Annotated in this window: 15 protein-coding genes and 1 pseudogene; all 16 read left to right on the plus strand. The window is 43.1% G+C overall.

From position 1 onward, the window contains the following. The first annotated feature begins 54 nt into the window (after positions 1–54). Positions 55–1,374 carry an ArnT family glycosyltransferase gene (locus tag G8759_RS15460; RefSeq protein ID WP_167209446.1) on the plus strand — a complete coding sequence of 440 codons (1,320 nt, stop codon included), beginning with the start codon at positions 55–57 and terminating at the stop codon, positions 1,372–1,374. A 7-nt stretch (positions 1,375–1,381) separates the two neighbouring features. After that, entirely contained in the window at positions 1,382–2,320 is a 939-nt protein-coding gene (locus G8759_RS15465; protein ID WP_167209448.1) for a glycosyltransferase, read from the plus strand. After that, positions 2,317–2,943, plus strand: a complete 627-nt coding sequence (hisH, locus tag G8759_RS15470) for an imidazole glycerol phosphate synthase subunit HisH (RefSeq protein ID WP_167209450.1) — start codon at positions 2,317–2,319, stop codon at positions 2,941–2,943. Before G8759_RS15465 ends, hisH begins: the two co-directional genes overlap by 4 nt. A 3-nt stretch (positions 2,944–2,946) precedes the next feature. After that, positions 2,947–3,713: pseudogene (locus tag G8759_RS15475) on the plus strand (AglZ/HisF2 family acetamidino modification protein). Then, positions 3,710–4,861 carry an N-acetyl sugar amidotransferase gene (locus tag G8759_RS15480; RefSeq protein ID WP_167209452.1) on the plus strand — a complete coding sequence of 384 codons (1,152 nt, stop codon included), beginning with the start codon at positions 3,710–3,712 and terminating at the stop codon, positions 4,859–4,861. The pseudogene G8759_RS15475 and the gene G8759_RS15480 overlap by 4 nt, the downstream one beginning before the upstream one ends. An 18-nt stretch (positions 4,862–4,879) precedes the next feature. After that, positions 4,880–5,896 carry a lipid II:glycine glycyltransferase FemX gene (locus tag G8759_RS15485; protein WP_167209454.1) on the plus strand — a complete coding sequence of 339 codons (1,017 nt, stop codon included), beginning with the start codon at positions 4,880–4,882 and terminating at the stop codon, positions 5,894–5,896. Beyond that, positions 5,893–7,062, plus strand: a complete 1,170-nt coding sequence (locus G8759_RS15490) for a DegT/DnrJ/EryC1/StrS family aminotransferase (protein WP_167209456.1) — start codon at positions 5,893–5,895, stop codon at positions 7,060–7,062. Before G8759_RS15485 ends, G8759_RS15490 begins: the two co-directional genes overlap by 4 nt. After that, the gene (locus tag G8759_RS15495; protein ID WP_167209459.1) at positions 7,059–8,138 is read left to right on the plus strand and encodes a DUF354 domain-containing protein; all 1,080 of its coding nucleotides are present in this window, start codon (positions 7,059–7,061) and stop codon (positions 8,136–8,138) included. The genes G8759_RS15490 and G8759_RS15495 overlap by 4 nt, the downstream gene beginning before the upstream one ends. 49 nt (positions 8,139–8,187) lie before the next feature. Then, positions 8,188–8,940: a hypothetical protein gene (locus G8759_RS15500; RefSeq protein ID WP_167209461.1), complete on the plus strand. Its 753-nt coding sequence runs from the start codon at positions 8,188–8,190 to the stop codon at positions 8,938–8,940. A gap of 19 nt (positions 8,941–8,959) precedes the next feature. Continuing rightward, positions 8,960–10,156 carry a non-hydrolyzing UDP-N-acetylglucosamine 2-epimerase gene (gene wecB, locus G8759_RS15505; RefSeq protein ID WP_197933141.1) on the plus strand — a complete coding sequence of 399 codons (1,197 nt, stop codon included), beginning with the start codon at positions 8,960–8,962 and terminating at the stop codon, positions 10,154–10,156. 207 nt (positions 10,157–10,363) lie between these two features. Next, positions 10,364–10,870, plus strand: coding sequence for a transcription termination/antitermination protein NusG (gene nusG, locus G8759_RS15510; protein WP_167209463.1), 507 nt, complete (start codon positions 10,364–10,366; stop codon positions 10,868–10,870). Between the two features lie 64 nt (positions 10,871–10,934). Beyond that, a complete protein-coding gene (locus G8759_RS15515) occupies positions 10,935–12,413 on the plus strand; it encodes a capsule assembly Wzi family protein (protein WP_167209465.1) in 1,479 nt (492 codons plus the stop codon). A gap of 40 nt (positions 12,414–12,453) precedes the next feature. Further along, positions 12,454–13,041 carry a hypothetical protein gene (locus tag G8759_RS15520; protein ID WP_167209467.1) on the plus strand — a complete coding sequence of 196 codons (588 nt, stop codon included), beginning with the start codon at positions 12,454–12,456 and terminating at the stop codon, positions 13,039–13,041. Positions 13,042–13,412: 371 nt separating this feature from the next. After that, positions 13,413–14,192: a phosphoenolpyruvate carboxykinase (ATP) gene (locus G8759_RS15525; RefSeq protein ID WP_167209469.1), complete on the plus strand. Its 780-nt coding sequence runs from the start codon at positions 13,413–13,415 to the stop codon at positions 14,190–14,192. A gap of 3 nt (positions 14,193–14,195) precedes the next feature. Then, positions 14,196–14,609 (plus strand): lasso peptide biosynthesis B2 protein, encoded by a 414-nt coding sequence (locus G8759_RS15530; RefSeq protein WP_167209471.1) that lies wholly within the window; start codon positions 14,196–14,198, stop codon positions 14,607–14,609. 42 nt (positions 14,610–14,651) lie between these two features. Next, on the plus strand, positions 14,652–14,804 hold the full coding sequence (locus G8759_RS15535) for a hypothetical protein (RefSeq protein WP_167209473.1): 153 nt from the start codon (positions 14,652–14,654) through the stop codon (positions 14,802–14,804). Positions 14,805–14,812: the final 8 nt, after the last annotated feature.

Consider the following 14,812-nt stretch of genomic DNA (forward strand, 5'->3'; position numbering starts at 1 on the left):
ATTGTTGCTTTTTTGGGGGTATTCATACTCTGTTCAATATTATTTTTTAGCAGGATGCTCCCCCCTTTGTGGATTTTGTTTGGCTTTCTGGAAGTCATTTGTTTCTTCTATTTTCTGAACACGCTAACTAAACAATGGAACAAAATCTCTGGTAAGCATTTTGAAAAGAAATTGTTCTGGACTTCATTCTGGATTCGAATTGCCTGGGTTTTATTTAGTTTTTTCTTTTATACGGCCATGTCGGGGATGCCGTTCGAGTTCGAAGCAGGTGACTCCAAAGGGTATCATGGGGAAGCGATGTGGCTTCTTGGTTTAGCGCAGGATGGAAAGTTGGAGCAATACAGAATTTATATTGGTAAGAACTACTCCGATATGGGTTATCCTGTTTATTTAGCCCTGATCTATTCCGTTTTCGGCGACAATATATTGATCCCTCGCCTGATCAAAGTTGTACTGGGAACCTACATATGCTTATTTACGTACAAGATCGCCCGAAATAATTTTGGCGAATCTACTGGTCGAATTGCTGGCATTATGACCATGCTGGTTCCTAATTTGATTTATTACTGTGGCTTGCATCTGAAAGAAACAGAAATGGTTTTTCTTGTTGTCTGTTTTATCTACTTAGCCGATAAAATTCTTCGTTCGCGTAAACTGACCCTTACTGCCATAGTCTGGCTGGCTTTAATCGGGGCTGCACTTTTCTTTTTTCGAACGGTTTTGGCAGTCTGTCTGATCTCTTCGATTATGCTGGCGGCATTGTTCACTTCTCAGCGTGTTTCAGCTTTGGGGAAACGTATAGGGCTTATCGTTATGTTGATTGGTGGTATTTTCTTTCTGGCAACGACCCCACTGGTCGATAACGTTAATTTGTACCTAAGACTGAGAAACAAGAACCAGGCCAATCAAATGAAGAACTATGCAATTCACAGGGACAAAGGTCAGACTAATAAGCTGGCCGTTTATGGCTCCCGTAGCGTATTTCTTCCCTTTATGATTATGGCCCCTTTTCCTACTCTTATAAACATTCCGGATCAGCCGAATGCCATGATGATGGCAGGCGCTTATTTCACACGAAATGTGTATGCTTTCTTTGTGTTTATGGCGCTGTTGGCTCTCTACAAACGCAAAAAACTTAGTGAACACGTATTACTACTGGCCTTTACGGCCTCCTACATTTTTGTACTGGCTTCCAGCGGCTTTGCATTGTCGGAGCGGTTTCACCTGCCATTGATTCCGTTCTTACTAATCTTTTCGGCCTATGGAATTTCGCAGATGAACCAGTATAATAAAAAATATTACCTTCCTTATCTGGTGTTTATAGTACTTGTCGTCATCGGCTGGAACTGGTTCAAAATAGCGGGGCGGTCATAGTGTGGGTATGCGAATCCTGATTGTGTGCAGTGGTAATGCACCAAATTTTGATTTTCAGCTGCATCAGGCTTTCATCTACGACCAGGTGGAAGCGTTGAAACAGTTGGACAACACGCTCCAGTTCGATTTTTTTTTCATCAGGGGGAAAGGGTTAACCGGGTATTTATCCTGCCTGAAAAACCTGTCAGATCAGCTAAAGAGCCAGGCTTACCATTGCGTTCATGCACACGTAGCCCTGTCGGGTCTGTTGGCAAATTTACAGCGGCAGGTGCCGGTGGTCACCACGTTTCACGGGTCAGACATAAACGTGCCTCTACTCCGAGGAGTGTCGTTGCTGGTAGAAATGTTGAGCCGCCGGACCATCTATATTAGTCACCGGCTGGTTGAAAAAGCCATTTATGCTGGAAAAACCAAACGGTCTGTTATCCCCTGTGGTGTCGATTTCGCTTTGTTCAGACCACGGCCAAAACAACATAGTCGCGAACAGTTAGGACTTTCGTCGGATAAACGCTATATTTTATTTTCATCTAGTTTCGATATAACGGTTAAAAACTATCCGCTTGCAAAAGCTGCTCTTCAGCTGCTTCACGACGAAACAATTGAACTGCTTGAACTGAAAAACTATAACCGTAAAGTAGTGGCTTTGTTGCTCTCGGCTGTTGATGTTGCCCTGATGACTTCCTTTTCGGAAGGGTCACCGCAGTTTGTGAAAGAAGCCCTCGCCTGCAATTGCCCGGTAGTCTCTACCGACGTCGGCGATGTCCGGCTGGTAATGGGCGACATACCCGGCTGTTATATCACGTCGTATGATGTGGCTGATGTAGCTGAAAAAATTCGCCTTGTGCTGGCCAATACCGCCCCAGTTGTATCGAGAGGTCATATACAGCAATTCGACAAGCAACTGATTGCCAGGCAGGTACGTAGTGTTTATCGCCAACTTAGATGAGTAAAAAAACGGATATTGTTATCATTGATTATGGCATGGGCAACCTGCGGTCAGTACAGAAGAAGTTTGAACAATTGAACGCTAACGTTCGCATATCATCAACTCCTGGTGCCATTTCAGGAGCAGGAAAATTAGTTCTGCCCGGCGTTGGCCATTTTGCAAATGGGGTAAAAAAATTGAAAGAATCGGGTATATGGGATACATTGAATCAGGAGGTATTGATAAAACAGACGCCTATTCTGGGTATCTGTCTTGGCATGCAATTGATGGCACGCTTCAGTCAGGAAGGAAACGCAGTGGGTCTTAACTGGTTCGATGCCGACGTTGTTCGTTTCAATGTTGAGAACAAACTGACTCACAAAGTTCCCCATATGGGCTGGAACACAACAGAAGTAACGAAACCCTGCCGCCTGTTTGCCAACATGCCGACGCAGGCGATGTTCTACTTCGTTCATTCATACCACATGGTTTGTAAGCAGGCAGAGGATGTTGTAGCAATGTCTACTTACGATTATCCGTTCGCGTCGGTCATTCAGAAAGGGAATATCTACGGCACCCAGTTTCACCCCGAAAAAAGCCACAACTGGGGCGAACAGATGATTGCTAATTTTATCGACCTATAGGCTATGTTCAGACCTCGTGTCATTCCGCTGCTGTTGCTTAAAAACAAGGGGTTGGTTAAGTCCGTCAAATTTGCCGACTACAATTACCTGGGCGATCCGATCAACGCAGTCAAACTATTTAATGACCTGAAAGCCGATGAACTGGTCTTGCTGGATATTCTGGCTACAAAGGAAGGCCGTAGTATCGATCTGGGGTTTGTGCGGGAGGTTGGCGATGAGGCCAACATGCCTTTTGCTGTCGGGGGGGGATTCAGACCATTCAACAGATAAAAGAATGTATAAATGCTGGCGCTGAGAAGGTAGTCATTAATTCCTTTGCCGTCAGTAATCCTGCTTTTATCCGGGCGGCTTCCGACGAGTTTGGTAGTTCGACCATTGTCGTTTCCATCGATGTAAAGAAAAAATTCTGGGGTAAAGAGCAAGTGTATACGCTTGGAGGAAGCCGGGCTACCGGTCTTGATCCAGTTGGTTGGGCGCAACAGATGGAAGCGAATGGAGCCGGTGAGTTATTAGTTACTTCAATTGAACATGACGGCATGATGCAGGGCTACAATTTGCCCCTGATCAATGCCTTATCGGCAGCTGTAAGTATCCCGGTAGTTGCTGCGGGTGGAGCCGGGCAGTTACCCGACTTTAAATCCGCCGTCAGTGAAGCTCATGCATCGGCAGTAGCGGCCGGTTCGCTGTTTGTGTATCACGGCCCCCGAAAAGGTGTTCTGGTAAATTATCCCAAAAATCACGAGTTGGTAAATCTGTTCAGTCAGGCATGAGAGTTTGTACGAAAGGTGTTTGGGACGAGAGCATTCCGGGGATTTCGTTTGACGAAATCGGCATATCGAATTACTGTAAACTTCAGGAAACGATGATGGCCAGCTATCCGAGAGGAGAGAAGGGGTTGGCTGATTGGAATGCACTGGTTTTAGCCATGAAAAAAGCGGGCAAAAACAGTCGTTATGACTGTGTTGTGGGCGTTAGCGGTGGGGTCGATAGTTCCTATTTGCTGCATATTGCCGTTCAGTATGGGCTGCGACCATTGGCTGTCAATTTAGACAATGGTTTCAACAGCCAGATTGCCGTTCAGAATATCTATAAAGTAACGACATCGCTTGGCGTCGATCTCGAGACCTATGTCATCAACTACGAAGAGGTTCAGGATTTACTCCGGTCGTATATGAAAGCAGGTATGCCCTGGATCGATACGCCAACCGACCTGGCAATCAAAGCAACCATGTACAAAGTGGCTCAGGCTGTGGGCATTCGGTATATTCTTCGCGGAAATGATTTTCGTTCAGAAGGCAAACAACCTAAAGAATGGACCTATGCCGACGCCCGACAACTACGATTCATTCACAAACGGTTTGGTTCGGGTGTTCGGCTAAAGACTTACCCCATGCTCACATTGCCCAAAATGGTCTATGCCGGGTTGATAAAAGGCATCAAAGACATCCGGCCTTTTTACTACCTGGACTATAAAAAACAGGATGCCAAACAACAAATGATCAGGCTTTACGACTGGCAGGATTATGGAGGTCATCATCATGAAAATCTGTTTACCAAATTTTCGATGGCTTATTGGTTGCCACGTAAGTTTGGTATCGACAAACGTAAAATTAATCTATCGGCGCAGGTATTGAGTCAGGCGATCACGCGCGATGAAGCGTTGGCCCAATTGCAACAACCGTTTGCATCGGAGCGTGAACTGGTTGAAACACGTTCCTATGTACAGAAAAAACTAGCTTTATCAGACTATGATTTTCAGCAAATCTGGTCAGCTACAGGTAAAAATACATTCGACTATCCGTCTAATTATGAGTTACTTGTGAAACTGGCGAGTAAATTAAGGCCGCTTATTAGCCGTTTATATGCCTTTACGCCCATGACGGTTACAGCCAATCAGGTCCTGAACGCAAAAAAGTAGGGCCGTTAGGAGTAGTTGATGTACGAGTATACGCTATTGCAGCAGATTACGCCGGACGACGAACGAACGATCAATTCGTTTATTGATACTAACCCAGGCTTCCATTTTTTTCAATCGCCGGTTTTTTATAAACTATCACTTGCATCGAGAAAACTTCGCCCATTTTATATAATCGCAAAACAGGAGGGTAGTATCGTTGGTGTGTTACTGGCTTGCCAGCAGGTACAGATCAATTTCCCTTTCATACGCTTTTTGACGAGTCGAAATCTGATCATTGGAGGGCCACTTGTAAGAAACCAGGATGAGCGGATTCTGGAAGGTCTGTTAGCCACTTACCGGATAAAAAGCCCCAAAAGCATTTATACGCAGGTGCGGAACATCTGGGATACGACTGTGTCTCGGACAGTATTTCTGGCCAATGGGTTCGGTTATGAAGCCCATTTGAATATTCTTGTGGATTTAAGCCAAACTGAGGAGGAGCTTTGGAAAGATGTCCATTCAAAAAGGCGGAATGAAATCAGGCGAGCCGAAAAAGAAGGGTGTCGGGTTGAAATGGTGGCCACACTCGAAACGTTGACACATTGCTACGACATTTTAACCGAAGTGTATCATCGGGCAAAGTTACCACTACCCGATTTTGGTCATTTTAAAGCCATGTTGCAGCACTCGACGGAGAAAATCGGATTACGGATTTTTACGGCAGTATGGGAGGGTCGGATTATCGGCTGCATGCTTTGCATTGCCTGGGGCGATACTTTATACGACTACTACGCGGGTGCATACAGCCGTTATTACAACAAATACCCCAATGATTTGCTACCCTGGGCGGTTTTCAAATGGGCTAAAATGAATGGCTTTTCCCGCTTCGATTTTGGGGGTGCCGGTAAACCAAATGTTCCGTACGGGGTACGGGACTATAAAAAAAAGTTTGGCGGTTCTCTGGTGAATTTCGGTCGATATGAATGCGTTCCTTTTCCTTTTCTGTTTCGGCTGATGACGCAATTATTTAAATGGTGGCAACGCGCCAAACGATGATCCCCCGCTTCAACTATTCATACTCGCTGCGGGATACCTGGGACGGCATTACCGGCTTACTATTCAACAAAAAACCGAATACCAGTTATCTGAACGATTTATTTCCAGGCGCTGCCATTTATTTCGTTGACAGTGCACGAATGGGTATCAAATACGCCTTACTGGCATTTAACCTAAAACCGGGGGCAAAAATTGGCATCCAGCCCTACACATGCTCTTCGATGCTGGCAGCAATTGCTGCGGCAAACTGTAGGCCCGTATTTATTGACATCAATGAACAGTTAAGTCTCGATTGCGATGATTTGCGAAGGAAACTTACGGGCTTAGATGCGCTGATCATTACGCATACATTTGGTATACCTGCAAACATAACTCAGATAAAACAATTGACTGGTCAACTTCCTGTTATTGAAGACTGTGCCCATGCGTTTCATAGTTGGTATGAAGGTATACATGCTGGTAATTTTTTCGATGCCGCCGTTTTTTCATTTGGCAACGGAAAGTTTCCATCGGTTGGTGGGGGAGGACTATTAGTTATAAACAGGAGAAAATCTTCTGAGCGAGTTGCCGGAATGCTCGGCAAGTTAAAATCATCTGGACTGGTAAGGGAGTTAACGTTTGCAGGAAGACAGCTTGTCAACGCACTGATTCATTCAAGAGTGGGAGAAAGCACGCTTTACTACCTGTTGAATGAAAATTTTCTGAGCAACAAGAGTCAGCAGATTTCAGATTATCCCACACACGAGAGGCAACCGTATCGGAGCGTTGGCTATGCCATGCAGCGACAGTTTACTGAACTGGCGATTATGTCGATGAAGCAACGGGAGAATGCTCGTTACCTCATTGATCGGCAAAATAGCCACTATAAAATGCTTGCCAATGTGGACGATGCAGGTAATTCATTTGCCATTGTCCTGCTCAGCCATCGCAGAAATGAACTCTATAACTTCCTGCGAAAGAAAGGCATAGGGGCTGGAAAGCATTTTCAACATGCTAAGTCGTGGGCAATGCAGTTTGGCTATCAACATGGCGAGTGCCCAAATTTTGAACAGATCGTTGGTGAGATTCTCACCATTCCCTGCCATTATGGGATGATATCGAGCGACTTGCAGAAAATTGATCAGTGCCTTAACGAATTTACGCAGTCCAATAATCTAACCCGATGAAAAAAGTATTAATCGATATCAACCACCCTGCTCATGTACACCTGTTCAGACACTTCATTGCCGAAATGAAGAGTAGAGGTAACGAGGTGATTGTTACAGCAAAAAACATTGACTCGATTACTAATCTGCTGGAATTGTATAACATCAATTACATCGACACAGGCCGTAAGAAAGACCATATTCTGAAGAAATATCTCTACGAATTTTTTCACCTGATTAAGGTATTGATCATTGTCATTCATCGGCGGGTTGATTATGGCATTGGTGTTTCGATGGTTTTGCCCATTGTATCGAGGTTAACGCCGATGAAGTCGTTTGCGCTCGATGACGACGATTTAGCGGCTACCCCCATCTTTGGGAAATTTACGTCCTATGCCGATGTTATTCTCAATCCAAATGCATTGGCCCACGAGAAAAGGGGCAGCCGCCAACTATTCCATCCGAGTTACCATGAACTGGCGTATTTACATCCAGATCGTTTTGTGCCGGATCCGGGTGTTTTAAGTGAGATCGGATTGAAGCCGGGCGAACCATTTTTTGTATTGCGTTTTAATGCATTTAAAGCCCATCATGATGCTGGAGCACAGGGGTTAACGACTGATCAAAAAATAGAAATTATCAATTTTTTGAAATATTTCGGCCGGATTTTTATCACTACAGAACGTGACATCGAACCGGCCCTGAAATCGTATCAACTGCCCGTATCGCCTGAAAAAATTCACTCCCTGTTATATTATGCAACCCTGTTTATTGGTGATAGTCAAACCATGACTTCTGAAGCTGCCTTACTGGGTACACCGGCTGTGAAGCTCAATTCGTTTGCAGGCCGCCTTTCGATTCCGAATGAATTGGAGCATACTTACCAGCTATGCTATTCGTTTTTGCCCCAGAATTTTGAGGCTATGATGCATAAGATTAAAGAACTTGTTCTCAATAATGATATAAAAGCGGAGTGGCGTATACGTCAAAAAGCAATGCTGGCCGACAAAGTGGATCTGACTTCCTTTCTGACGGCCTTAGTCATAAATTACCCGCTCAGTGTTGCCAATTCAAAGCCAGACATTGCGTTTCAGTAGGGATTGTTAATCTACCTGGTAAGAGCCGAAAACCTGTACTGAAACGGATATGGATTTTACTTTACAAGTCTATATTGAATTAATAGCAGCGATCAGAAATGCTGGCTATCGCTTTTCAACGTTCGAGACATTTTTACAGACAGGGCCTCCCAATACAGTAATTCTGCGACACGATGTTGATTTAATGCCGCAGAACTCGCTGAACTTTGCCCGGATACAGTATGAATTGGGTATCAGGGGGGTATATTATTTTAGGGCCATTCCCGCGAGTTGGGATGAAGCGGTTATCCTGGAAATAGCCCGAATGGGTCATGAGATTGGGTATCATTATGAATGCCTGACCACCTGTAGGGGAAATCGAGACATGGCTATCGATGATTTCGAGAAGAATCTGACAGCCCTGCGTCGACTGGCTCCGGTGACAACCATTTGTATGCATGGAAGTCCGCTATCAAAATACGATTCCAAAGACCTGTGGCAAACCTATTCATATCGAGACTTTGGCATTCTAGGTGAGCCTTATTTTGATATTGACTTCTCAAAAGTGGCCTACCTGACCGACACAGGCCGACGATGGGATGGTTACAATGTGAGCGTTCGGGATAAAGTCAACTCAGTCCATCGATACAATTACAAAAGCACCCGTGATATCATTGCCGGGTTGCGAAATCAGCAATTAGCAGATCAGATTATGTTCACGTTTCACCCGCAGCGCTGGAACTCAAATCCTGCCTATTGGGTAAGAGAGCTTGTTTTGCAGCGGGCGAAAAATGTCATTAAGCAGTATTTCTATATGGATTAACCCGCCACGCAATCGATTGATGATTAAATTATTGACAATTATTGGTGCCAGGCCGCAAATAATAAAGGCATCGGCGCTGAGCCGGGCCATCCGGCAACAGTTTGCTGATCAGATTACGGAGGTGCTGGTTCATACGGGGCAACATTACGACGAGAATATGTCGGCCGTGTTTTTTGAGGAGTTGGAAATTCCTCAGCCAGACTATAATCTTCAGGTAGGGTCAGGTAGTCACGGCCAACAAACTGCCAAAATGATAATGGGCGTAGAGGAGATTCTCGAAAAAGAGAATCCAACTTATGTAGTCATATTTGGGGATACGAATTCAACGTTGGCAGGGGCTATAGCGGCTTCAAAACGTCACGTACCTATCGTTCATATTGAAGCGGGCTTACGTTCTTATAACAAAAGAATGCCGGAAGAGATCAATCGTATCGTAAGCGACCACGTCTCTACATATCTGTTCACGCCAACACAGGCAGGCACCGATAACCTTAAAAAAGAAGGATTCCTGCTAACGAACTCGCCCCCGTATACAATAGACCGTCCGGGTATATTTCAGGTGGGTGATATTATGTACGATAACAGTCTATACTTTTCTGAATTAGCAGCCCAGCGAACAACTATTCTGGAAAAACTAAACGTACAGGGGGGCGATTATACACTGATTACGATACATCGAAATGCAAATACCGATGACAGTAATCGACTGAATGGCATTTTCAGGGCATTACAGATTATCACGGCTACTTATTCGGTAAAATTAGTTTTGCCTCTTCATCCACGAACAGCCAAACAAATGAATGCCCTACTGGAACCGGAACTTTATCAGGCTATTCATACCAATCCGAATATTATACTGATTCCACCCGTATCTTTTCTGGAAATGACGACTCTGGAAAAAAACGCTCAACGAATCATAACAGATTCGGGCGGAGTTCAGAAAGAAGCCTATTTCTTTAAGAAACCTTGTCTTATACTACGTGCTGAAACTGAGTGGATTGAAATTGTGAAAGAAGGAGCAGCTATCCTCTGCGATGCCGACCCTTATCGCATTCTTGGCGCTTATGCTCACTTTGAGACAAATCCCGTGATTCCGTTTATATCTCTGTATGGGGATGGAACGGCAGCTTATCAGATCATAGATATACTACTAGGTGAGGACGGTAACAAACCAACAACAAATAAGTTCTTACCGTCTAGTAAATTTTTACTATAGAATATCCTCTAACTGTGTACTGGTAAGCAAATTATTAAAACACCAAGTTCACATTATATTAAGTATGTCTCCACTATATTTAATTGTAATCGTAAATAAGTAAATTAATAAAAAAAATTAGTTTAGTACAACTCTTCTTCCTTACCTATGAATCAGTATATTTGTTTAGCTATGTCTAGCGCCACACCTCAATTTAATCATTGCAATATGCCTTGGTTTGTACTATATACAAAATCCAGATCAGAAAAACTGGTAGCCAAATCCCTACATCAACGAGGTGTAGAGGTCTATTGCCCGCTCCGGAAAGTCACTAGAAAATGGTCTGATCGAACCAAGATCGTTGAGGAGCCCATGTTCAAATCCTATTGCTTTGTTAACCTTGATGAAAACGACCGCCGGGTCGTTTATGGGGCTCCTGGAGTAGTTGGCTATCTGTATTGGCTTAAGAAACCAGCCGTGGTAAAGCAAAAAGAAATTGATTTGATTAAGGACATGCTTAATGACTTTGATCACGAGTCGCTCGAAATTCATGATTTCGCATCAGCTGATCGGCTTAGAATTTTATCGGGTGCTTTTATGGGCCGGGAGGGCCAGGTTGTTTTTACACACGGGAAAACGATACTGGTAAAAATAGAATCGTTGTCTATGTATGTATCCGTAGACCTCAGCAAAAACAAAGTTGAGAAATTAAAAAACAACACCTTACTCTCTTAGCCAGAGAGAAGTTAATCATTTGCTCTTTTCGGGTATAAAAGTGTGCCAAAACTTGTACAAAAGTATGTCTAAACTTGTACAAATAACTTCCTGCGTGGCTTTATTTTTCCATGTTTGCCACCATTCCTGTGCACAGACAGTTTCTCCCAAACCCTTAATAGAGGTAGAGGCCGGAACGTTTTTATCAACAGCAGCCAGTAATCCATTCTGGGTTCGATCCAATCAGTATGGAGAAGTTCCGTTAGAATCGCAGGGTTTTTCAGTAAGAGCACAAGCCAGGAAAGACTATGCTCCCCGTAGTGCAACGGACAAAAAACAGGGGCGATTTTCATATGGTTACGGCATAAGAGCGGTTGTTAACGCAGGCACTGTTAACCAGTTTCTTTTATCGGAATTGTACGGAAAAGTACGGTATGGTGCTCTTGAATTGTATGCTGGAAGAAGAAAGGAAATCATTGGATTGGTCGATTCTACACTAAGTACAGGATCATATATCTGGTCGGGCAATGCACTGCCAGTTCCTAAGATTGAGCTATCAATACCTAACTATGTCCCTATTTTAAAGAATGGGTTGATCGCCATTAAAGGTAATTTTTCGCACGGGTGGCTAGGGGCCTCCGATTCAGTTAAGAATTATTACCTGCATCAGAAGAGTATATATTTTCGCTTAGGCAAACCTGCCTGGCGATTCAAATTTTACGGTGGATTCAACCACCAGGTGCAGTGGGGGGGCGATGTTCTATATCCCCGTGTTGATAATGGAGTTCGAATCACAAAGTTTGGTACCGATTGGGAGACGTATATGTTTGTTGTTACGGGGAAATCACTCTATACCCTGGATACACTGGAGATAAAGAACAATGCCGCATCTGCTGAAGGTGGGAATCGGGTTGGCAATCACTTAGGTACTATCGATTTAGCGCTGGAGTATGAAACCAGCCGTCATAAATGGTTCATCTACAAGCAGTCAATTTACGAAGCGGGTGCCCTATTTTATCTCAACAACATCTCGGATGGTCTACATGGACTATCATTTACCCGCAAACAGGCAAAAACTGGAATTTTGAAAATTTTGCTGGAATACCTGCAAACGACCAATCAGGGTGGCCCTTATTTATCGAACAGGTCCACAATTCAACAGTTGCGGGGTGCTGAAGATTATATGAATAACGGGAGGTATATTGATGGGTGGGTGTATAAAGGTCAAACCATTGGCACGCCATATATTATGCCCTTGCGCTATACAACGGGCTTGCCGCAAAATCTGGATCCAAACCCAAACAGGCTTGTCAACAACCGGATAAAAGCAGTTGCACTTAGTGTCCAAAGCCGTGTTAAACAGTTCGATCTGTTAACCCGACTATCAGTCAGTCAAAATTTAGGGAGCTATATTGTTCCAGTAGATATCAATCAGCTATCGGCACAGCAGCAGGTTATTTTTCCGATCAGAAAATATACGTTTACCGCTGTTTTGGCATATGACAACGCAGGTGTTTTAACGCAAAATCTGGGCATCAGTTTTTTTGCCAAACGTACTTTTTAGTCGAGTCACACCGAACGTTATTAACACCTTGCTATTGAACATGAGATCACTATTACTTGCTTTTTGGCTGTTCTTGACCATTTCAATGGTGGTACAGCAAGGTCGGGTAGTTGCCCAGTCAACTATTACTATAACTAGTTTCGGAGATTCGCTTGTGGCCAAACGAGGTTTGCTAACAACAGCTATCTATAAAAATAACGAACGTCAATCCAACGCTGCCGTACGTAGCCTGTATCAATCAAACCCAAAAGCATTAGCCCAGCACCGTTGGGGTAACCTACTAAAGCCAATTGGCCCTATTATGATTATATCTGGACTGGCAATTGGTTATCTGGGTATACGTGGGGAGCAACAAAAGGCATTTATCCGAGGAATAGGAACCAAAACACAACCGAATGTACCCGATGTCGAAGTTGAATACACCAAACGAAGTTTACCGAAAACATTGCTTGGACTAGGACTTTTCATTGGAGCCTTTTATATGATTGAGCGCTCGAACGAGCTTACGTCCGCGTCGGTGAACCTATATAACGCGAAACCATCGCCGATAAGAGATTTGTCTCGCCTAGAAAAGCTGAAACTGGGTATTACGTCAACTGGTAATGTTGGCTTAGAGGCTCAGTTCTGAAAGTACACACGACACAACCTGTGTAGTGAAGTATTTACCAAGTCATGTTAGGGCGATTAGCTTCTTACTTTTAAGCGGGATTTAGGCCATGAATTTACTGCTACAAAATAAAAAGCTTTAAAGTGGAGTTAAAAAAAACCTACAAGGTTTAATTGCATTACATAAGTTACTTATTTGATGATAATTGCGGACAAATTCTGTTAGGTTTTTAAAGTTGTTTATTAAAAAACTGATTAAACCTTAAGGCAAAAACTTACTATACAAAAGTTGCTAAAATGCCAGTACGATTTCCTATTCAAGACGTTGACATTCGAATAACGGCTACAAAAAAGAGCATAGATACTATTAGTTACAGTACTAACTATGTCAATTTGAATCAGGAGGAATTTTCACTTGATCTGGAAAATGTAGCTTGGTTCTATGCCTGTCACGGGAGTCGCATAGAAATAATGCCATATAAAGATGTAACTCAGTCTGTTCTGGAGCTATACCTTAATGGATCTGTATATGGGGCGATTTTACACCAACGTAAAACGCTGCCATTACACGGAAGTTGTTTTAAGTACCAGGGCTTGGGGATAATGATTTGTGGTGAGTCGGGAGTAGGAAAATCATCGCTCACTACCTCATTCTGCCTAAAAGGGGCTAGTTTCTTGACTGACGACGTATCGCCAATCCTACTAAAAAATGGAAAGCCGCATATATGGGGAGTGTCGGACCGAATCAAACTGTGGAGTGACAGCTTAGTTCAACTAGAGCAAAATGAAGAGGGTTTAGAACGAATATTTCCAGAGCAGGGTAAATATTATTTCCCGATGGAATCAGCGCAGGGAAAAGTTTTTCCTTTAACTTATATTTTTATTCTTCATACTCACAAACAGCGGGAAATAGTCTATCAACCAGTCGAGGGAGTTGAAAAATTTACGGCGCTCCGTAATGAAATATATCGCCTGGAATACCTACAGGGGATGAAAGAAAGTGAAACCGCCTATTTAAAACAATTAATTATGGTGTGTCGAGGAGTCACAGTTGTAAATGTCTATCGACCGACTGATATTTCTATTGAGCAGCTTCAATTCAAATTTAATAAGCTTATTTTAGCGGTAGCTTCAAATCAAAATCTCAATGCTCTGGAAATAGCGGATCAATAGTTTATGAAAACGCTAAAAAAATATATTGATCTACCGATTAGGGAAAAACTTATTTTTCTGGAAGCATTATTTTTTGTGTATGCGGCTAAAATTCTTCTACTAATCCTGCCATTTAAATTTTGTGTGCGTATCTTGTCTACTAAGAAACAGAACTACGAAAACCCCGAAATAGAGCAACTAAAACAGATAAAAAAAGCAATTCATCGTACTCGCTGGCTATCTTTCTGGAAGAACCAGTGTATAGTAATGAGTATTGCATCTCGATGGATGTTACAACGCCGTCATATTCATTCTCTGCTTTCATTGGGCGTAGCTTTTGATGAAAATAAAAAATTAAAGGCACATGCCTGGCTTAAAACGGGTGAATTCGGTATTGTAGAAAAAGGTGGGAATTTCCATGAATTGTACAATTTTTAATTAACTTTGTTAAATCTGCAACATAAATCACAACCATACGGTATGGACACATTGACAAATAACAGGAAAGCTTGGGCAAAGCCCACTGTTCAAATTCTGAACATCAACAAAGACACCTATTCGTCTCAAGGGCATGGAGAAAAAGAAGTAGGTAACGGAGGAGGGGCTAATCAAACTAAAGACATTCCGTCGTAAACTATGCT

The sequence above is a fragment of the Spirosoma aureum genome (assembly GCF_011604685.1).
GTDB classification, from domain to species: Bacteria; Bacteroidota; Bacteroidia; order Cytophagales; family Spirosomataceae; genus Spirosoma; species Spirosoma aureum.